Here is an 18693-nt window from a genome sequence, read left to right as displayed (position 1 = left end):
CCTGGACCCCCCAGGTGTCGCCGACGAACGCCCTGCCCGAGTACCCGCGACCGCAGCTGGTGCGCACCGAGTGGCAGAACCTCAACGGTGTCTGGGAGTTCGCCGGAGCACCGAACCTGAACAGTCCGCCCATCGGCCGCCCGTTGGCCGAAGGCGTCCTCGTGCCGTACCCGATCGAGTCCGCTCTGTCGGGGATCAAGCGGCACGAGGACAACATGTTCTACCGCCGCACCTTCACCGTTCCGTCCACTTGGAACGGTCGCAACGTCAAGCTCAACTTCGGCGCGGTGACCTGGGAGACGCGGGTCTGGGTCAACGGCAGGCAGGTCGGCACGCACACCGGCGGGTTCGACGCGTTCTCGTTCGACATCACCTCGGCACTCACCGCCGGTGCGAACGAGATCATCGTCGGCGTGAGCTCGCCGATCGACGGCAGCCGCTATCCGATCGGCAAGCAACGCCGGAATCCGAGCGGGATCTTCTACACCGCGGCGTCCGGCATCTGGCAGACGGTGTGGCTGGAACCGGTGCGGGCAGCGAACATCACGCGTCTCGACACCACCCCGAACGTCGGCGCGGGCGCGCTCGACCTGGTCGTGCAGGGCACCGCCGGGCAGCCGGTCATCGCCGAGGTGCTCAGCGGCGGGCAGGTGGTCGGCAGGCAGACCGGGACGACCGGAAGCTCGCTGCGGGTGCCGGTGCCGAACGCCAGGCTGTGGTCGCCGGACGACCCGTTCCTCTACGACCTGCGCGTGACGCTGGCGAGCGGGGACGTCGTGACGGGCTACTTCGGCATGCGTTCGCTCGGCAAGGCGATGGTCGGTGGCGTCATGCGGCCGTTGCTGAACGGGAAGTTCGTCTTCCAGAGCGGCACGCTGGACCAGGGCTACTGGCCGGACGGCATCTACACCGCGCCGACCGACGAGGCGCTGCGCTTCGACCTCGAACGCCAGAAGGCACTGGGGTTCAACATGGTCCGCAAGCACATCAAGGTCGAACCGGCGCGCTGGTTCTACCACGCCGACCGGCTCGGCCTGATGGTCTGGCAGGACATGCCGTCCGTCGACTCGATCGACGAGGCGCCGAACTCGCACGCCAACTACGAGTCCGAGCTGCGCCGGATCCTCGACCAGCTCAAGGGCATCACGTCGATCGTGCAGTGGGTGCCGTTCAACGAGGGCTGGGGTGAGTACGACGCCGGCCGGATCGTGAACCTGGTGCGCTCGATCGACAACACCCGCCTGGTCAACCACAACTCGGGATCCAACTGCTGCGTCTCGGATCCCGACCCCGGCAACGGTGACGTGATCGACGACCACCATTACCAGATCTCGGCCAATACCCGTCAGCCGGACGCCAACCGGGTCGCGATGCTCGGCGAGTTCGGCGGCCTCGGCCGCAGGGTCGTCGGCCACGAGTACCAGCCGGGCGCCGGATTCGCTTATGGCGCCCTGTATCCGGACGAGGTGTCGCTGACCAAGCGGTACGAGGAGGTCATCAAGCAGGTTCAACGGCTCGTCCACACGCGCGGGCTGTCCGCGATGGTCTACACCGAGCCGTACGACGTGGAGAACGAGGTCAACGGCTTCTACACCTACGACCGGCGCGTGCTGAAGATGACCGAGTCGCGGGTGCGGGACGTCAACCAGAGGGTGCTCGCGGTCGCACGCGGCACCGCGGTCAGTCCGGACGACGTGGTGTCGTTGCGCGTCACCACGGCCGGGTACACCAACCGCTACCTGCGCCATCAGGACTCGCTGGCCCGCACCGACGTGATCGGCACGGACCTGGGCAAGCTGGACGCCACGTTCCACCCGCGTCCCGGACTCGCCGACGCTGCCTGCCTCTCGTTCGAGTCGCGGAACTTCCCCGGCCAGTTCCTCAGGCACAGCAACGGACGCATCCGCACGGACGTGAACAACGGCACGATCGCCGCCGATGCCACGTTCTGCGCTCGCGAAGGCTCTGGTGGTACCGCTCTGGAGTCGTTCAACGTGCGCGGTTCGTTCGTGCGGCACTACAACGAGGGCGTCTACCTGGCGCGCTCAGGCGGCCCGAACCCTTGGGACACCGCGAACTCCTTCGCCGCGGACACCACGTGGGCGGTCGGAACCGGGTTGTGGCGCAGCGGTGCTGAACTTCCGCTGGACCAGGCCCGTTCGTTCCGCGTGACCACGCCCGGCTTCACGGACCGCTACCTGCGGCACCGGGAGTCGTTGGCGCGCACGGACGTCGTGACCAGCTCGAGCGACGGCCTGACCAAGGCGGACGCGACGTTCGTCGTCCGGCGCGGGCTCGCCGATCCCACCTGCTACTCGCTCGAGTCCCGCAACATCCCCGGCCAGTTCCTGCGGCACGCGGACTTCCGCGTCCGCCTCGGCACCAACGACAACACCGACCTGTTCCGCCGGGACGCGACGTTCTGCGCGCAGCAAGGCACCGGCGGCGTCCGGCTCGAATCGGTCAACGAGCTCGGCACCAACATCCGGCACTACTCCGAGGAGGTCTGGGTCGCCTCGAACGGCGGCGCGCACGTGTACGACAACCCTGCCTCGTACAACCAAGACGTGAGCTGGGCCGTGAGCTCACCTTGGACACCGTAGGAGAGAACATGCTGCTACGCATAGTTTCCGTGTCCGCGATCGTGCTGAGCACGATCACCATCCCTGCTGTGACGGCGTCGGCGGACGTCGTCGACGCCATGAGCCGCGATTTCGGGATCACCCGGGCGCAGGCACTGACCAGGATCCGCGCCGAGAAGGTGGCGCTGAAGATCGCTCCGGCCGCCGAGCAGGCCGCCGCCGACGCGTTCGGCGGCAGTTGGTACGCCGACGGCAAGCTGAACGTGGCCGTGACGGACCCCGCGAAGGTCGAGGCGGTCAAAGCCGTGGGTGCGCAGCCGGTGTTGCGCACGAAGACACTCGCGTCCCTGAACGCGGTGAAGACGGGCATCGACAGACTGTCGAAGGCCGGATCGGTGTCGAAGGACGTCGCCGGGTGGCGGGTCGACGTCCAGCGCGGCGCCGTGGTGGTCGACGCCCTGCCGGGAGCCGACGTTTCCGGCCTGCCCAAGGAGGTCGTCGTCAACACCGCGGGCGTCCAGCGGCCGCAGACGTTCGCGGTCGGCACCGTGGGCGGCGACCCGTTCTACACGGGCAACGTCCGCTGCTCGATCGGCTTCTCGGTGCACGGCGGCTACGTCACCGCCGGGCACTGCAACGTCGGCGCCTGGAACGTCTACGGCTGGGACCGTTCGTGGCAGGGCGAGTTCGTCGGATCCTCGTTCCCCACCAACGACTACGGCTGGGTGCGCACCGGCGGCGGCTGGTGGAACGTGCCGGTCGTGCTCGGCTGGGGCCAGGTGAGCGACGCGCTGGTGCGCGGTTCGTGGGAGGCCCCGCCCGGCACCTCGGTGTGCCGCTCGGGCTCGACCACGCACTGGCACTGCGGCGTGGTCCAGGGCCGCAACGAGACCGTGAACTACCAGCAGGGCGCGGTCTACGAGATGGTCGGTACCTCCGTGTGCGCCGAGCCCGGCGACTCCGGCGGCTCGTTCATCACCGGTGACCAGGCGCAGGGCGTGACGTCCGGCGGTTACGGCAACTGCTCCAGTGGTGGCCGCACCTGGTTCCAGCCCGTCAACGAGATCCTGCGTACGTACGGGTTGACGCTTCTGACGGCCTGATGTCTGCCGGGACGTGAACGCGGTGTCTTCGCGTTCACGTCCCGGCGGCTTTCCTCGGCGAAGATCGGCATGGGTGGAACCACCTGATCTTCCGCGCGTCCTGGGGAGATGGGGTCGAACAAACCATTCAACGGCAATGAGCGCACGGCGCGGATCCCGCAGGCGAACCAGCCACCGGACGACGAGTACTACGACGACGACGAGTACTACGACGACGAGCCGGAGCTCACCGAAGACGAAGAACGTCGTCTGCGGAAGAAGAAGATCTGGAAGCGGGTCCGAATTGGTGCGTTCGTCGCGATCGGCCTGATGCTCCTCGGTCCGGTGATCGCGATCGCGGTGACGTACCCGCTCGTGGAGTGGCCGCGTCCGAACGAGATCGCCGACGCGCAGGACAAGACGATCACGTTGCTGTACTCGGACGGCTCCGAGATGGGCAAGATCACCTCGCCCGGTCAGAACCGCACGTTGCTGACGTTCGAGGAGATTCCGGACAACGTCAAGAACGCGGTCATGGCCGCGGAGGACGCGAACTTCTACGACAACCCCGGGTTCGACGCCAAGGCGATCGTCCGCGCCGTCTGGATCCAGGCGACGGGTGGTAGCTCCGGTGGTTCCGGTCTGACGCAGCAGTACATCAAGAAGGCGACGGGCAACGAGGATCCGACGGTGACTCGTAAGTTCACCGAGCTCGTCCAGGCCTACAAGATGAGCAACGAGTCGGACCACGACACGATCCTCACCGCGTACCTCAACACGGTGTACTTCGGTCGTGGCGCCAACGGTATGAAGGCCGCCTCGCAGGTCTACTACAACAAGCCGATGAAGGACCTCACGCCGTCCGAGGCCGCGTTGATCGCCGGCATGATCCAGATCCCCTCGTGGTCGGAGAAGGCCGACCATTCCAAGAATCGCTGGGAGTTCGTGATGGGCCAGATGCTTCAGAAGAAGTGGATCTCCCAGACGGACTACGACGCCCGCCAGTACCCGCAGCCGCTGCCGTTCGAGCAGACGCAGCCCGCGAGTTTGGACGGTCCGCTGGCGCGCGTGAGCCAGCAGGTGCAGGACGAGATCGACAGCGAACTCGTCGGCCTGACGATGGAGAAGGCGCAGAAGGTCGGTGTCACGGTCACCACGACGATCGACCCGAAGATGCAGCAGGCCGCGGTCGACGCGGTGAACGCGGTGATGAACGGTCAGGACCCGGAACTGCGCACGTCGTTGAGCGCGATCGAACCGCAGTCCGGCGCCGTCAGGGCCTACTACCCGGGCAAGGACGGTCTGAAGGGCATCGACTACGCCAAGGGCACGATCCAGGAGGCCGGCTCGTCGTTCAAGCCGTTCGACCTGGTGGCCGCGCTGAAGATGGGCAAGGGCATCGGCGACACCTACGACGCCTCGCCGCGCAAGATCGGTGGTGTCGAGATCCGCAACGCCGGCAACACCACGTGCGGCAAGCAGTGCCCGATCAAGCAGGCCATGAAGGAGTCCCTCAACACCGTGTTCTACGACATGGTGGCGGGCCCGGAGGGCACGGGCACGAAGGCAGTGGCGGACGCGGCACACGCGGCCGGCATCTCGAAGATCGTGCGGATCGGCGGTGAGGACAAGCGGACGTTGGTCGGTGAAGGAGGTGGAGCCCCGAACGCGGGTATCGCTCTCGGCGCCGACAACGCGCAGGTGCGGCCGTTCGACATGGCCTCGGCGTACGCGACCTTCGCCGCCCGCGGCGTGTACCGGGCTCCGTTCTTCGTCGCGAAGATCGTGGGCCCCACCGGTGACGTGCTGTACCAGCACGTCGACCAGCCGGTGCCGGCGTTCGACCCGGTCGAGACGAAGAGCCGCGACATCGCGGACAACGTCACCGAGACGTTGAAGGACATCCCGTCAGGGCCGATCGCGTGCGCCGGCGGCCGCCCGTGCGCCGGCAAGACCGGTACGCACGAGCTCCCCGGCAGTCTCGACCAGAACTCGAAGGCCTGGATGGTCGGCTACACGCCGCAACTGTCCACCTCCGTGTGGGTCGGCAAGGACCAGGGCAACGTGGCCATCAAGAACAAGGAGGGCAAGGCCATCTTCGGTAGTGGCCTGCCTGGTCTGATGTGGAAGAAGTTCATGGACGCGGCACTCGCGGGCGCGCAGAAGGAGGCCTTCCCGAAGCCGAACCCGCTCGGCAACTTCGAGCCGCGCAAGTCCGACCCGCCGTCCAGTTCGCAGACCGCCACCAACCCGGTCACCACCACCAACCCGCCGAACGGGACCACGACGACCGGCAACCCGCCGGTGACGACCACGACGACACAGGGGTGCCCACCGGCGACCACGTGCGGCGGACCGACCACCACCACGACCACGACCAAGACGCCGCCAGGAGGTGACGGCTCAGGGGAGCGGTGACCCCTGATCGGCCGATGTCCACCGGGACGCGAACGCGTATTTTCTTCATGTCTGCGTCCTGGTGGATCTCTGTTCTGGGGTGATCACGTTGCTGGCAGCCGGCCTGGTTCTCGCGATGCTGGCGAGCGGATCCCCGCTCGATCCCAGGGAGCCCGGTGAGCACTCGGTGGTCCACCGGGCCGAGACCGTCATCTCCGCGCCCCAGGAACGCATCTACGGCCTCATCACCGACTTTCCCGGCTACGCGCGCTGGAACCCGTGGGTCGTCAAGGCGGCGGGCGGCACCGCGCCGGGCGACGAGGTTCGCGTGGACGTGCTCCTCGGCTCGGTGAAGATGGCCGCGAAGCACACCGTGCTCAACGGCGTTCCCGGCCAGCGCTTCTGCTGGAAGGACGCGGGCTGGAATGCGTGGTTCGTTTACGGCCAGCGTTGTCGCACGCTCACACCTCAGGCTGACGGCACTGTGCTGGTCACCAACGAGCTGCTGGTGGACGGGGTGCTGTCCGGGGGAGCGGACCTCTTCATCGGCAAGGCGATGAAGGACGGCATGCAGGCCGAGAACGCCGCCCTGAAGCGGGCGGCCGAATCGTCCTGACCATTCGGTCATGGACAGATAGTGGCCATCTGACCCGCCTGAGTAGTCAGGGATCGGGCCTGCGGCGATTCTGGACCGATGACCGACCCGCGACCGACAGTCCGCTCGGAGATGTCCGGAGCCGCAGGCAGTGTGGTGCAGGCCGGTGAGGTGCACGGCGGGCTCTACATCAACCAGGCCCGGTCGTCGTCGGACGCGGGTCCCCCTCGGCAGCTGCCGGCCGATGTGCGGGGCTTCGTCAACCGGGTCGTGGAGCTCCGCCGCTTGGACCGGGTGTTCGAAGAGAGGAAGACCGCGTTCGCGGCACCCGCCGTCGTGCTCCTCGCGGGAACCGCTGGTGTGGGCAAGACCTCGTTGGCCGTGCACTGGGCACAGCGCGTGCGCGGTCACTTCCCGGACGGCCAGCTCTACATCAACCTGCGGGGATACGACCCAGGCGCGCCAGTGGGACCTGAGGCCGCGCTGAACCTGTTCTTGCAGGCGCTGGGCGTTCGCGCGAATGCCATTCCGTCGGATCTGCAGGCCAAGGCCATGCTGTACCGATCCCTGGTGGCCGACCGGCGTGTCCTCGTGGTGCTGGACAACGCGGCGACGGTGAACCAGGTCCGTCCGCTGCTGCCGGGCACGGAAAGCTGCCTTCTGCTCGTGACGAGCCGGAACCGCATGCCTGGCCTCGTGTCGAGAGACGGTGCGGTTCGCCTCACCGTCGACGTCCTGAACGAAGCCGAGGCGGTCACGTTGCTGCGGAATCTCGTTGCGGAACACCGCGACGACGAAACGAGCGAGCTGAACGAGCTCGCGCAACTATGCGCACGTCTCCCGCTCGCGTTGAGGATCGCCGCGGAACGAGCGGCTGCTCGTCCGTGGATGGCCCTGTCGGAGCTGATCCACGACCTGCGGGACGAGTCCGAGTTGTGGGGAGCGTTGTCGAACGCGGACGACGACGAGGTCGACGCCGTGCGGACGGTGTTCGCGTGGTCGTACCGCGCGCTGCCGCAGACCGCCGCCCGGCTCTTCCGGCGGCTGGGGCTGCACCCCGGCCCGGAGTTCGGCCTGGGGGCGGTCGCCGCGCTGGCCGGGCTGACCGTGAGCGCCGCGCGCCGCGGAGTGGAGGTACTCCTGGCAGGGCATCTGATCGAGCAGACCGGCCCTGACCGTTATCAGTTGCACGACCTGCTGCGCGCCTATGCCGTCGATCAGGTGCGCCAAGAGGAATCGCCTGACGAACAGCGCGTGGGCGTTCTTCGGATGCTCACCTGGTACCTCGGTTCGGCGCGGCAGGCTCACCTCGCGGTGTCGCGTGGCGACCGGCACCTGAGGATCGAAGCGGAGATCGGTGAGCTGCCTTCGGCGCCTGAGGCGTTCGCCGGGCGTGAGCAGGCATTGGCCTGGTACACGAAGGAGAAGGCCAATCTCATGGCTGCGGTGCGGGCCGCCGCCCAGAACAGGTTCGACCACATCGCCTGGCAGCTGCCGGGCCTTCTCGCGGCCATCTACGACAGCCACGATTCCGCTGATGCCTGGTTGCTCGCCGAACAGATCGGGCTGTCCGCGGCCCGGCGGACGGGGGACCGGTACGGGCAAGCCGTTCTGCTCGACCGGCAGGGGATCAAGTTCCGGAAGTTGCGGCGCTGGGATGAAGCACTCGCCTGCTTCCGGGAGGCATTGGAGGTCTTCGACTCCTTGGACAACGGTCTCGGCAGAGTGCGAGTCACGAACGGCGTGGGTCTCGTTCACCTGGAGGCAGCACGGTTTCAGCAGGCCCGGGAATCGTTCGAGCAGACGATCGAGGCCGAACAGGTGAGTGGTGGCGGATTGTCGATGTGGGCGCTCGCGACTGTCAACCTCGGCGAGACGCACCTGAAACTCGGTTCGCCGGAAAAGACGCTGAGTTGCGTCGAGGACGCGATGCCGACCCTGCGGCAGCTCGACGACGTGGTCGTGGAGGCAGTGGCGACGCGGTTGCGGGGAATCGCCCAGCGCGAGCTCGGGATGCTCGCCGAGTGCAGGAGATCCTTGGAGGACGCGGTCAAGCTCACCCGTCGCGCCGGCAACCTCGCCGCCGAAGGTGAGATCCACGTCGAGCTTGCCCGGCTGCAGATCCTCGAAGGATGTCCGGCGGAAGCACTCGTCTCCGCGCAACGGGGGAACGTCCTCGCTCAGCAGTTCAAGGTCACCGTCGTGGAGGCGCAGGCCCTGGACGTCATCGGCGTCGCCTACCAGGAACTGGGGCGCCGGCCGGACGCCGCGCCCTTTCATCGCCGAGCGGTGGACCTCTACCAGGCGATCTCTGACGTTGCCGGGGAGAGAGTGGCGACAGCACACCTCACCACCGCGACGGAGACCGAGGAGGACAGTGATGATGGCTGAGGCTCGATGGAGAAAGTCCCTGTCCAGTGGCACTTGCAGCAGCTGCGTCGAGGTGCGTCCAACGCGGAACGGCGTGCAGGTCCGTGACAGCAAGCACGTAGAGCCCGCGCTGCAGTTCTCCCCGGTCGGATGGAAGGTGTTCGTCGCCGCTGTCGCCGAGTCGCCCTAGTTGAACAGAATCCGCTTGGCCACGGCTTTTCCAGGCGACGTGCGCAGCATGGTGAACGCGAACTCGGCGACGTTCGGACTCCTGACGAGCGACAGACCCCGTCGCAGCTGTGAGCGCAGCAGGTAGCGGCGTCGCATCGCCGCGCCGTCGTAGTGCTCCAGCACGTACCTGTTGCCGCTGCGCAGGTAGTCGAACGTGACCGAGGCCGCGAGCTCGGACATCCGCAGGCACGGGTCGAGCCCGCCGGCGGTGAGCGGCGAGACCGCGCCCGCCGCGTCACCGACCAGCAGCCCCTGCGGCGACACGATCCGGCGCAGCAGCCCGCCGACCGGAATCGGCCCGCCCCGGCGCTTCACCGGCCCGGCGGGCTCCGGCACCGGGAAGCTGTCGCGGAAGCGTTGCAGCAGCTGGGGGAGGGGCGCGCTGAACCGGTCGGCGCGGCCCGCCAGCCCGATGTGAGCGTGCTCGCCGTCGTCGATCACCCAGGCGATGTAGCCGGGCGCGATCCGCGGGTCGACCACGCAGTGGAACGTCGGCGTCGAGCCGGTCGCGACCGGGTAGACCTCCTCGATACCGGTGATCAGCTGCCGGTTGACGTCGAGGCCGAGGTTCTTCGCGACCGTGGACCGGGCGCCGTCCGCACCGATCGTGAAACGCGCCTTCGCGGACTTCGCCGGATAACTGGAGTTCAGGCTGACGCGCGCACCCGCCCGTTCGGCGTCCTTGACCGCGGCGGCGTAGATGCCTTCCATGTCGCCGACGCGGAACTCGTCGCGCGTGCTCACGAGCTCCACCGGATTTTCGTGCGACGGCGGGTAGAGCAGCACGCGCCGTACCGCCGGTCCCAGGTGGGGAAGCTCGTAGTCGTCGAGGGTGCGCCGGACGAAGATCCCGGTCGTGCGGATGCCGGTCTCCAGGCTTGTCCTGCGCTCACAAACGGCCACGTCGAGGCCCGCCTGCGCGAGCAGGCGCGCGGTGTTGAGACCGGCCAGCCCCGCACCGACGACCAGCACGTCCACGGTGTCCATGGCACCTGACGCTAGGTCCGTTCACCGGGCCGGATCCCGTTCCCGGCAACACTTTCACGGGATCTGCACCGTTTCTCCACAAATGTGAGCCCTTGACACGTCGGAGGTCTGTCGCCGATCGTGTGTGCACCGCTGCCTCGGACCGCCGCCCTGGTTCGAGGAGGAACCGCATGCAGTTGTTCAACCGCCGCACCGCGCTGCGAGGCGCTCTCGCCGTCGCGGCCACGCCACTGGCCGCCGGTGTGGCCTCCGCTGACGTGGGTGCGATGGCGTTCGTGCAGAAGTGGGCCCCGAACCCCGGCTCGGTCGGCCTGAAGGCGTTCGTCGGCATCGAGGACGACCGATCGAACTCGCATCCCTCGGCCACGCACATCTTCGCCGAGAGCGACCAGTACCGGTTCGTGATGCACAAGTCCGATCGGGACGGTTCCGACCGGCAGCGCAACGAGGTGCGCGCGATCCAGACCGGCAGCACCCGCCACGACATGAAGAAGGGCGAGACCTGGCGCTTCAACTACCAGATGTACATCCCGACGTCGTTGAAGGGCACCACCAGCTTCTCGCACATCTTCCAGATCAAGCACACCAGCGTGGCCTCGCCCGTGGTCACCATGTCGCTGTTCCGCTCCGGTTCCACCGAGACCGTCGAGATGAGACTGTTCGGCGCGGGCCAGGCGAAACTCGGCAGCACGCCGCTGGCACCGTTGCGCAACAAGTGGATCGACGTCGAGATCGAGATCAAGGTCGCCGACTCCGGCAGCCTGCGCTACTCGCTGAAGGACGGTGGCACGACCGTCGTCAACGCCTCCCGCTCCGGCTTCGACACGTGGCTGGGCGGTGACCAGGCACATCCGAAGTGGGGCATCTACCGGAGCATCAACGACTCCGCGCAACTGCAGGACACCTACCTGTTGCTCCGCAACATGAAGGCGTACCGGAACGAATAGAGGGTGTTCCCACGGGGCCGTCGAGAGGTGAGAATTACTCGCGTGGGGGACCTTCACGGACGAACAGTCGAGAGCAGGGCCGGTGTGGCCGCCTTCCTGGCGGGCGTGTGGCTCATCGCCGCACCACCGGTCCTGCACTTCGGCGCGTCACTGCACGCTTTCCGGCCCTACTGGTGGTCGATGGGCCTGGCCGTCGTCGTGATGCTGCTCGGCATGGTGCGGGCCATGGCGCCGCTGGACGTGCCGCTCGCGCAACCGATCACGATCGGCCTGGCGGTGGGCCTGATCGTCGTCGCGCTGATCCGGACGGACGGCGGCACTGCGGCCGTTTGGCTCAACCAACTGGTTGTGGGCGGTCTCATCGCCCTGTCGGCCGGGCTCGCGTTCCTGATCAGCATGCGCCGATGAGGTGGTCGGACCTCTGCCTGATCTGCGCGGGTCAGCAGGAACTCGTGGCCAACATCCGCGAACGCGGGCCTTTTGACCGGAGCCACGACTACACGCGGGTGCTGTTCTGCTCCGCGTGCTCGATCGGCGAACTGCGGTCGTTCAGCTACGACGGTTTCGTGGTGTTCGGCGAGGAGGACGAGGTCATGGTCTGGTCCTCGGTCCTGTCCGCTCCTGATGTCGACCGGCTGCGCACGGCCTTCACGTGCCCGACCCCGCTCGCGGGCATCTGCGAATGCCCCCAGCACGTCCGTGCGTACGACACGAGCCTTCGTGTGAACAAGACGCGGCTGCCGGAGTACGGGCCCGACCGGCACAGTCCGGCCGGGCGCACCACCGCCACCTTGGAGCTGGTGGACGGACTGGTGGAGTTCCGCTCGGTGTCCTAGCAACGCTCGCTGGTCTTGGCGAACAGGAAGTAACTGCTGCCGTCGACCTCACCGTGAGCGCGCGTGCACACGTCGAGCGTGTCCGCTGCACCCGACCACAACTCCTGCTGCCCACGCGCACCCGTCTTGTACCCGTGCGTCAGGTTCGGGCGCGTCTGGATGTGCGTGCGCAGCGTGAAGTCCCTGCCATGGCTGGCAATCCACGAGTCCCACACGTAGATGTAGGAGTAGTTCTTGCCGCATCCCGCGTACTGCTTGACCGAAGCGACGGTCGTGCTGCCGTTCTTCACGTAGGCGGTCGACCCGATCTGACCGGCACCGGGACAGGCGGGGTTGGTCTCGGCCTGGGCGGTACCGGTCAGCACGGTGGCCGCCGCTGCCGCGATCGCCGCCACAGCCAGAATCTTGCGCATGGGTTGCTCCTCCTGGTTTGGCTCGGAGCCTGCGCTTTTCCGGTTAGCCGCCGGTAAATCAGTCGATCACGGCCGTCGCCTCGATCTCCACCAGGTGCTCCGGCACGTCCAGCGTCGCCACTCCGATCAACGTGGCCGGCGGCTTGGCGACCTCGCCGACCCTCGTCATGGCGTTCTCGATTCCCTTGAGCAGTTCCGGCATCTTGTCCGGCGTCCAGCCCACGACGTACACCCGAACCCTGACGAGGTCCTTGAACGACGCCCCAGCGGCCTGGAGCGCGGTGTGCACGTTCACATAGGCCTGCTCGGTCTGGACGGCGAGGTCGGGCTCGGCATCCCAGGCGACCTGCCCGGCCAGGTAGATCGTCTTCGCGCCGCTCGCGACGGCCACGTGGTGGTAGACGTCGATCTGCGGCAGCGCGTCGGGGTTGATGAGCGTGACGGCCATTTCGGTTCTCCTGTGTGTGCTCTCTTGCAGTTACTCGCTCACCGTAGGAGAGTGAATGCTGACCTGGAAGAACGCACTTTTCCGAGAGTGGGGCACCAAAAGGTGAGCAAGCAGCTCAGCGGCGATCTGGCCCGTGCGGATTCATTGGCCCGCGAGATCTTCTCCGACATCGCCAACAAGTGGGCGCTGCTGATCGTCGAGACCATCGGCGACTCGACGAAGCGCTTCACCGAGCTCAAGACCGAGGTGGACGGCATCAGCCACAAGATGCTGACCCAGAACCTGCGGCTGTTGGAGCGCAACGGGCTTGTGTCGCGGGTTGTGCACCCGACGGTGCCGCCGCGCGTCGACTACACGCTGACGGAGCCGGGGCAGGCGTTGCGGGCGACCGTGGACGCGATGTGTGCCTGGACGAGCCGCTATCTCACCGACATCGAGGCAGCCCGCCACCGCTTCGATGTCTAGTCGCCTTCTGATGCCCCTTGAGCCAGCTCACGCAGTACTGACAGCGCTGCAAGCTCTTCGCCGGTGTCTTCGACCGTCCGGCTGCTCACGTAGTCGAAGGCGAACCCATTGATCTTGGGTTCTGCCGCCTCACGCCGGAGTCGTTCGATCAACTTGAGCATGATCAGCGGGCTCACCTGGTCGGCTGCGCTTCTGGTGATCATTGACAGGTTGGCGATCAGGCTGTCGCCGAATGACGGTTCCACTTTCTGGGGTGAGGTCAGGTATTCAAAAGCATCGGTTGGCAGAAAGCCTCCTGCAGAGTGTTCGCTGTGTCGGCCTGCGGCGGCTTCCGCATGTGAGATGAAGTCTCGGAAGGAGTCGTCTACCCGGATGTCCTGAGATTTCGCGGTTGCCCACAGTCGCACGATCGAGGGCAACGCTGTGAAATTCTCCACGAGCAGGTCTGGCAGAACTTCTGCGGGAACGACGCCGTCACGAATCATGTCCGGGTGTGCGCACACCATCGAGATGATCCCCAGTCCATCGGCTTGAGACAGCCGAATGTCGTCTGACGTTTGTGGCAAAAAGTACTTCAGCCCTCGCTCCACGAGATTTCGGGGAAGTCTTGCCGCTTCTCTTGACAAGGCGTTGATCAGGACGGATCGACCCCTGACGTTCAGTCGTACCCCTCGTTCCAGGTCAGTCAGCAACCTGGTGAGTGTGGCGACCTCAAACGGGATGAGTCGGCCGGTGCTGTCAGGTGCCGAAATGGTGACAAGCCAGTCGGCCAAGTTTTCCAAAAGCGCCTGTTCCTTGTGGTCCGAAGTCACGTCGTCGTCGACGAAACGGCTACCCGTGCAGAGTTTTCCTTGCAGCACGGGGTCGCCGAGGAGTCGTGCCTCCATGAGATCGGACATGTCTCTCAGGTAGCCGACCTTCGAGATGTGCCACACTCCGTTTTGGGTGATCGTGATCGTGCTGAGGATGGCGTCCCAGCCGTCCGGCTTCACTCCGGCCTTCCAGAGGTGCACCGTGGATCGCCATGGCATCAGGGGATTCTCATCGAGCTTGAACAGTTCCGTGAGCGGAAACGACTCGACCTTGTCCAAAAGGGAACGCAGGCAGGTGAGGTTGGCGGAGTAGGTGGCGAGGCGGGAGACGACCGTGGCGGGCATCGGCCGGTAGGGCGGCTGGGGATCGATCAGAGCGCGGTCGTGAAAGGACCGGATCAGGTCGCTGAGCACGCCCAGCAGGTCGTTCTGCTGTTTCTCGGGGAGCGCGTTGAACAGGCTCTGACAGAACTCGATGATCGGCTTGCGCGTGGCGAACACCTGGTAGGACAGCAACTGGTAGAGCTGAGGAACGTCGGGCGGTGCCATGGGCGGATAGGTGGAGGCAGCCAGCTCCCGCACCTGCACCAGTTTGGTGAGGTACTTCATCGTCAGGTCGGCGATCAGGAACTCACCGAACGTGGCGTGCAGGAACTCGTAGCTGCGCCGGTCGGCCGACTCGCCCTGGAACTTCGGTGAGTGGATGAAGAAGAAGTTCTCCACCGTGCGATCGGCGCCGTCGACCGGAGTGTCGAACGAGGTGTGCTGCGTGGACTCGTTCGGCACGAAGGCCGCGAGGTCCTGGTTCAGCTCGGTCGAGGTGACGTACTGGCGCCCGCGGTTGAACATCGCGAAGGCGGCGACCCCCAGCCACAACCAGCTCTTCGCCGCCAGCTTCTGGACGGTGTGCTTCGGGAGGGGGGAGGCGCTCTTGTTGGCTTGGCGCAGGACGAACCGATCGATGAGGCGCCGGTACAGCTCGGCGTTCGAGAAGTCCTCGTTGTCGAGCGGCGGGGTCTCGGGATCCGCCGCGTAGATCGCCAGCATCAGCAGGAGGAGTGGCTGCCGGGCCAGTTCGAGGTGTTGACCGAGCGAGTCCCGGCGGAGCTGCTGGAAGCCGGCTGTGCCGTTGTTCGCCTTGTTCCACTCGTCCAGCCAGCGGTCGATGCGGTTGCCGTCGAACTCTTCCAGCTTCACGACAGGCACGTCGTCCGGGATGCTGGCCCGGTCGGCGACGAGCACCCGTGAGGTCACCACCACGGCTGTCGGCTGCCCGCACCTCTCCTGGAACTCCTGGACCAACCGGAGATAGGTCGACTGGTGCGCACCGCTGACCTGGATCAGCTCGTCCAGGCCGTCCAGAAGGATCACCGGCGTGACGTCGGGGCCGCACTCGGCGGCGACCTCTCCCCAGTCGACCCGCTTCTGCAGCGTCTCGTGCAGCGCCGTCGCGATCTGCTCGTGAACCCGATCCTGCGCGCGCACCGCACGGAGTTGCACTCGCACCACGGCGAACTTGTCCGCCGGCAGCCGGGCCGCCAGGACCTCCATCAGCAGAGACTTGCCGGCGCCGGGATTTCCCAGCACCAGCAACGGTCGTTTCGTGCTCTCCTCATCAGCCAGGTGCGCCGCGAGGAAGGCGTCCAGTCCGTCACGTGGCTTGGTGTTCTTCGACCACCAATTCTCCGAGGACGGGAAGGTGATGCCCTCGCGGTACACCGTGAACCGATAGCTGGGAGCTACGAACCCGTCCTCCACCGTCGGAAATGCCGCGTCGACGGTGGACGTGTCGCTGTCGCCTCTCAGCAATGGCTGGCTCAGGATGCGCTTGGCCTGCTTGCTGAGCAGTTCGCGGAGTTCGGGGCGAGGGGAGGTCTGAACGGGAGTGACCTGGGACAGCCAGCGGGAGAACAACTCCAGGGACTCGGTCCTGGTCTCCAGGAGCTTCTGGTTGAACTCGGCGCGGGTGGCGGCGTGCTCGCCCAGCATCGCCCACATCTGGAACTCGGGGATCGTCGCGCCGAGTTCGACGTAGTGGTCGGCGTAGGTCTGGCGCACCCTGGCGTACACCGCCGTGGCGAAGTCGGGTTCGCCCACGCGCTTGGGGACGTCCGCCAGTTCGTTGATGAAGGCGTGCACCTCCTGGACGGCCTGGTCGAAGAACGTGCCGAGGTCTCCGTTGAGGTTCTCGTAGAAGCCGCGGGTCGCACTGGGAATCGCCACCGGCATCGACGCCAGGACCGGCAGGGAGGCGGATTCCTTCTTCCTGTCCGGGGGCTCGGTGCCGAAGATGCGGAACTTCTCGCGATCGGTGATCTTGAACTTGTCGAAGTCCTCGCCGAGCTCGTCGCGGTAGGCGTCGAAGACGGACGTGACAGCGATGATGGTGTGGGCCGCTGCGATCAGGTCGTGGCGTGACCTGCCGGCGAGCCCGGTGAGCTTGTCGGTCACGCCGTCGAAGATCTTGCGCAGGCAGGCCGTCGCCTCGTTCTTCGGGTCGACGAGGCTGAAGACGTCCGGTTCAATCGCGCCGCCGACCAGGATGCCGACGCCGAGGAACGTGTCGGCGGCGTCGAGCCAAGGCCGGTCGTACTTGCCCAGGACGCGCAGGGCGCCTTCGTACGAGAACAGGGCCGGGCGCGACATCCGCATACCTCCGCTGGGCGACTGGAAGCCCTATCGCCCGGCGTGTGGCACGGGTTACACCCAAACGAAATGGTCATTCAGCTTGATAGTCACTACAAGGTGACTATAGTGGAGGCATGAGCGAGAAGAAGATCATTGCTGTGGTGGGCGCTACCGGCGAGCAGGGCGGCGCGGTGGCGAGGGCGCTGCTGGCCGACGGGGAGTTCGCGGTGCGCGCGCTGGCCCGCAACCCCGAGTCGGCGCCGGCCAAGAAGCTCGCCGACCTGGGGGCCGAGGTCGTCGCGGCCGATCTGTACGACGTGGAGAGCCTGCGGAACGGGTTTGCCGGGGCGTACGGCGCGTACCTGGTCACGCCGTTCTTCACACACATGTCAGCGGCCAAGGAGCTGGAGGAGGTGCAGAACCTCGTTGCCGCGGCGGATGGGCTCAAGCACGTCGTGTGGTCGACGCTGGAGGACACGCGTGAGGTGATCTCGCTCGACGACGACCGGATGCCGACGCTCGACGAGAAGTACAAGGTGCCGCACTTCGACGTGAAGGGTGGCGAGGCGGACGCGTTGTTCGAGAAGGCCGGGTTGCCGACCACGTACGTGCGGTTGTCGTTCTACTGGAACAACTTGCTGAGTGGCATGGCGCCGCGTCGGGCGGAGGACGGTTCGCTCACGTTGTCGTTGCCGATGGGGGAGAGCCGGATCTCCGGGATCGCCGCCGAGGACATCGGCAAGGCGGTTGTGGGCGTGCTCAAGCACCCGGAGACGACGATCGGGCAGACGATCGGGCTGGGCGTCGAGCACCTCACCGGCCAGGAGGTCTCGGAGGCGTTCAGTGCGGTGCTGGGCGAAGCCGTTGCGTACGAGCCGTTGTCCCACAACGACTTCCGGGCGCTTGGTTTTCGTGAGGCGGTGGAGATCGGGAACATGTTCCAGTACTACACGGAGTTCGACACGCACATCCTGCCGCGGCGTGACATCGGGCAGACGCGCGAGCTCGTGCCGGGGTGGTTGACGCTCAAGGAGTTCCTGAGCGTGCACCGCGAGGAGATCGTGATCGGCTAGTAGCCGCGCGTGATCTCGGTGAAGACGGCCTTGAACTCGGCGAACCGGTCGTGGCCGACCAGGTCGGCGAGGTGGTCCTCGATGTCGGCGATGATCTTCTTGGCCTGGATGATCTGGTCGCGGCCCCGGTCGGTGGGCACGACCAGTTTGGCCCGGCGGTCCGCGGGGTCGGGCTGGCGGGTGACGTAGCCGAGGCGTTCCAGCTCGTCGATGAGCGTGCCGATGACCTGCTTGTGCTGGCCGGAGCGTTCGGACAGCTCGCTCGCGCGCGTGCCGGTTTCGGCGATGTAGGCCATGACGGCGCCGTGGCGGGGGCGCAGGTGCTCGTGACCCGCCTCGGCGAGGCGGGTGAAGAGTTCCTTGTGGAAGCCCGAGAGCAGGTGCGCGGAAAGGACGCCGACGTCTGGCATGAGGACGATGTTAACCCGGCGGCGGCCGAGTCCGAAGAGGACGGACGAACCCGGCACGCCCTGCCGTTCGGGTCAGGCCTGTGGCTCGTACAGGCTGAACGGGGTGCCCTGGTCGTCCGAGCAGTGGGCGATGCGGCCGACGTCCGGCACGGTCTGCACGTCGTCGCTCTTGCCGCCGAGCTCGGCGACCTTGCGCACGGACGCGTCGATGTCCGTGGTGTGGAAGTAGATCCGCGGCTGGGTGAGCTGGGCGTCCTTGACCGCGATGGCGCCGGCCGCGCCGTTCGTGACGAAGTGGTAGTCCTCGCCCATCGGGCTGGTTTCCCAGCCGAACACGCCCGCGTAGAACGCCCGTGCCCGCGCGGTGTCCTCGGCGGGCAGCTCGAACCAGTTGACCTGTCCGGACATGTCGATCGC

Annotated in this window: 17 protein-coding genes; 11 read left to right on the top strand and 6 right to left on the bottom strand. The window is 66.6% G+C overall.

All coding sequences use genetic code 11. The features are described 5' to 3' along the window. Positions 1-14 precede the first annotated feature (14 nt). From BM417_RS10515 to BM417_RS10490, 6 genes are all read left to right on the top strand, one after another. The gene (locus BM417_RS10515) at positions 15-2603 is read left to right on the top strand and encodes an AbfB domain-containing protein (protein ID WP_245821821.1); all 2589 of its coding nucleotides are present in this window, start codon (positions 15-17) and stop codon (positions 2601-2603) included. Positions 2604-2611: 8 nt separating this feature from the next. Further along, a complete protein-coding gene (locus BM417_RS10510) occupies positions 2612-3685 on the top strand; it encodes a S1 family peptidase (RefSeq protein WP_093590617.1) in 1074 nt (357 codons plus the stop codon). Between the two features lie 108 nt (positions 3686-3793). Then, on the top strand, positions 3794-6082 hold the full coding sequence (locus BM417_RS10505) for a transglycosylase domain-containing protein (protein ID WP_093590614.1): 2289 nt from the start codon (positions 3794-3796) through the stop codon (positions 6080-6082). 79 nt (positions 6083-6161) lie between these two features. Then, positions 6162-6677: an SRPBCC domain-containing protein gene (locus BM417_RS10500; protein ID WP_143138591.1), complete on the top strand. Its 516-nt coding sequence runs from the start codon at positions 6162-6164 to the stop codon at positions 6675-6677. A 78-nt stretch (positions 6678-6755) separates the two neighbouring features. Then, positions 6756-9047, top strand: a complete 2292-nt coding sequence (locus BM417_RS10495) for an ATP-binding protein (protein ID WP_093590611.1) — start codon at positions 6756-6758, stop codon at positions 9045-9047. Next, a complete protein-coding gene (locus BM417_RS10490) occupies positions 9037-9216 on the top strand; it encodes a DUF397 domain-containing protein (protein ID WP_143138590.1) in 180 nt (59 codons plus the stop codon). Before BM417_RS10495 ends, BM417_RS10490 begins: the two co-directional genes overlap by 11 nt. On the opposite strand, the gene BM417_RS10485 is transcribed toward BM417_RS10490, so the two are convergent. Continuing rightward, positions 9213-10244 carry an FAD-dependent oxidoreductase gene (locus BM417_RS10485; RefSeq protein ID WP_093590605.1) on the bottom strand — a complete coding sequence of 344 codons (1032 nt, stop codon included), beginning with the start codon at positions 10242-10244 and terminating at the stop codon, positions 9213-9215. The genes BM417_RS10490 and BM417_RS10485 overlap by 4 nt on opposite strands. 170 nt (positions 10245-10414) lie before the next feature. On the opposite strand from BM417_RS10485, the gene BM417_RS10480 reads away from it, so the two are divergent. The 3 genes from BM417_RS10480 to BM417_RS10470 are packed head-to-tail and all read left to right on the top strand — an operon-like array spanning position 10415 to position 12027. Beyond that, on the top strand, positions 10415-11191 hold the full coding sequence (locus BM417_RS10480) for a heparin lyase I family protein (RefSeq protein ID WP_093590602.1): 777 nt from the start codon (positions 10415-10417) through the stop codon (positions 11189-11191). Between the two features lie 42 nt (positions 11192-11233). Beyond that, positions 11234-11599, top strand: a complete 366-nt coding sequence (locus BM417_RS10475) for a hypothetical protein (RefSeq protein ID WP_143138589.1) — start codon at positions 11234-11236, stop codon at positions 11597-11599. Further along, entirely contained in the window at positions 11596-12027 is a 432-nt protein-coding gene (locus tag BM417_RS10470; RefSeq protein ID WP_093590596.1) for a hypothetical protein, read from the top strand. The genes BM417_RS10475 and BM417_RS10470 overlap by 4 nt, the downstream gene beginning before the upstream one ends. Here the strand turns inward: BM417_RS10470 and BM417_RS10465 are convergent. Together BM417_RS10465 and BM417_RS10460 are read right to left on the bottom strand one after the other, a co-directional pair. After that, positions 12024-12440: a hypothetical protein gene (locus tag BM417_RS10465; RefSeq protein WP_093590593.1), complete on the bottom strand. Its 417-nt coding sequence runs from the start codon at positions 12438-12440 to the stop codon at positions 12024-12026. The two genes, BM417_RS10470 and BM417_RS10465, sit on opposite strands and share 4 nt — an antisense overlap. A 58-nt stretch (positions 12441-12498) precedes the next feature. Continuing rightward, positions 12499-12888, bottom strand: coding sequence for a RidA family protein (locus BM417_RS10460; protein WP_093590590.1), 390 nt, complete (start codon positions 12886-12888; stop codon positions 12499-12501). A 102-nt stretch (positions 12889-12990) separates the two neighbouring features. Between BM417_RS10460 and BM417_RS10455 the strand changes: the two genes are divergently transcribed. Continuing rightward, positions 12991-13353 carry a winged helix-turn-helix transcriptional regulator gene (locus BM417_RS10455; RefSeq protein WP_093590587.1) on the top strand — a complete coding sequence of 121 codons (363 nt, stop codon included), beginning with the start codon at positions 12991-12993 and terminating at the stop codon, positions 13351-13353. On the opposite strand, the gene BM417_RS10450 is transcribed toward BM417_RS10455, so the two are convergent. Then, positions 13350-16811, bottom strand: a complete 3462-nt coding sequence (locus BM417_RS10450; protein ID WP_143138588.1) for an NACHT domain-containing protein — start codon at positions 16809-16811, stop codon at positions 13350-13352. The genes BM417_RS10455 and BM417_RS10450 overlap by 4 nt on opposite strands. 116 nt (positions 16812-16927) lie before the next feature. Between BM417_RS10450 and BM417_RS10445 the strand changes: the two genes are divergently transcribed. Next, positions 16928-17866, top strand: a complete 939-nt coding sequence (locus tag BM417_RS10445) for an NmrA/HSCARG family protein (RefSeq protein ID WP_093590584.1) — start codon at positions 16928-16930, stop codon at positions 17864-17866. On the opposite strand, the gene BM417_RS10440 is transcribed toward BM417_RS10445, so the two are convergent. Both BM417_RS10440 and BM417_RS10435 read right to left on the bottom strand, forming a co-directional pair. Continuing rightward, the gene (locus tag BM417_RS10440) at positions 17863-18276 is read right to left on the bottom strand and encodes a MarR family winged helix-turn-helix transcriptional regulator (RefSeq protein ID WP_093591125.1); all 414 of its coding nucleotides are present in this window, start codon (positions 18274-18276) and stop codon (positions 17863-17865) included. The genes BM417_RS10445 and BM417_RS10440 overlap by 4 nt on opposite strands. A 72-nt stretch (positions 18277-18348) precedes the next feature. Next, entirely contained in the window at positions 18349-18684 is a 336-nt protein-coding gene (locus tag BM417_RS10435; RefSeq protein WP_093590581.1) for a VOC family protein, read from the bottom strand. Positions 18685-18693 lie beyond the last annotated feature (9 nt).

Source organism: Lentzea waywayandensis (assembly GCF_900115955.1).
GTDB classification, from domain to species: Bacteria; Actinomycetota; Actinomycetes; order Mycobacteriales; family Pseudonocardiaceae; genus Lentzea; species Lentzea waywayandensis.
Note: the sequence above shows the minus strand (reverse complement) of the source record. Positions and strands in the feature narration are given on the sequence as shown.

Excerpts from the sequence above, each read along its gene's own strand:
- BM417_RS10440 (WP_093591125.1), bottom strand. The coding sequence starts at position 18,276 with ATGCCAGACGTCGGCGTCCTTTCCGCGCACCTGCTCTCGGGCTTCCAC.
- BM417_RS10435 (WP_093590581.1), bottom strand. The coding sequence starts at position 18,684 with ATGTCCGGACAGGTCAACTGGTTCGAGCTGCCCGCCGAGGACACCGCG.
- BM417_RS10480 (WP_093590602.1), top strand. The coding sequence starts at position 10,415 with ATGCAGTTGTTCAACCGCCGCACCGCGCTGCGAGGCGCTCTCGCCGTC.
- BM417_RS10450 (WP_143138588.1), bottom strand. The coding sequence starts at position 16,811 with ATGTCGCGCCCGGCCCTGTTCTCGTACGAAGGCGCCCTGCGCGTCCTG.
- BM417_RS10490 (WP_143138590.1), top strand. The coding sequence starts at position 9,037 with ATGATGGCTGAGGCTCGATGGAGAAAGTCCCTGTCCAGTGGCACTTGC.
- BM417_RS10445 (WP_093590584.1), top strand. The coding sequence starts at position 16,928 with ATGAGCGAGAAGAAGATCATTGCTGTGGTGGGCGCTACCGGCGAGCAG.
- BM417_RS10505 (WP_093590614.1), top strand. The coding sequence starts at position 3,794 with ATGGGGTCGAACAAACCATTCAACGGCAATGAGCGCACGGCGCGGATC.
- BM417_RS10510 (WP_093590617.1), top strand. The coding sequence starts at position 2,612 with ATGCTGCTACGCATAGTTTCCGTGTCCGCGATCGTGCTGAGCACGATC.
- BM417_RS10485 (WP_093590605.1), bottom strand. The coding sequence starts at position 10,244 with ATGGACACCGTGGACGTGCTGGTCGTCGGTGCGGGGCTGGCCGGTCTC.
- BM417_RS10460 (WP_093590590.1), bottom strand. The coding sequence starts at position 12,888 with ATGGCCGTCACGCTCATCAACCCCGACGCGCTGCCGCAGATCGACGTC.
- BM417_RS10470 (WP_093590596.1), top strand. The coding sequence starts at position 11,596 with ATGAGGTGGTCGGACCTCTGCCTGATCTGCGCGGGTCAGCAGGAACTC.
- BM417_RS10465 (WP_093590593.1), bottom strand. The coding sequence starts at position 12,440 with ATGCGCAAGATTCTGGCTGTGGCGGCGATCGCGGCAGCGGCGGCCACC.
- BM417_RS10495 (WP_093590611.1), top strand. The coding sequence starts at position 6,756 with ATGACCGACCCGCGACCGACAGTCCGCTCGGAGATGTCCGGAGCCGCA.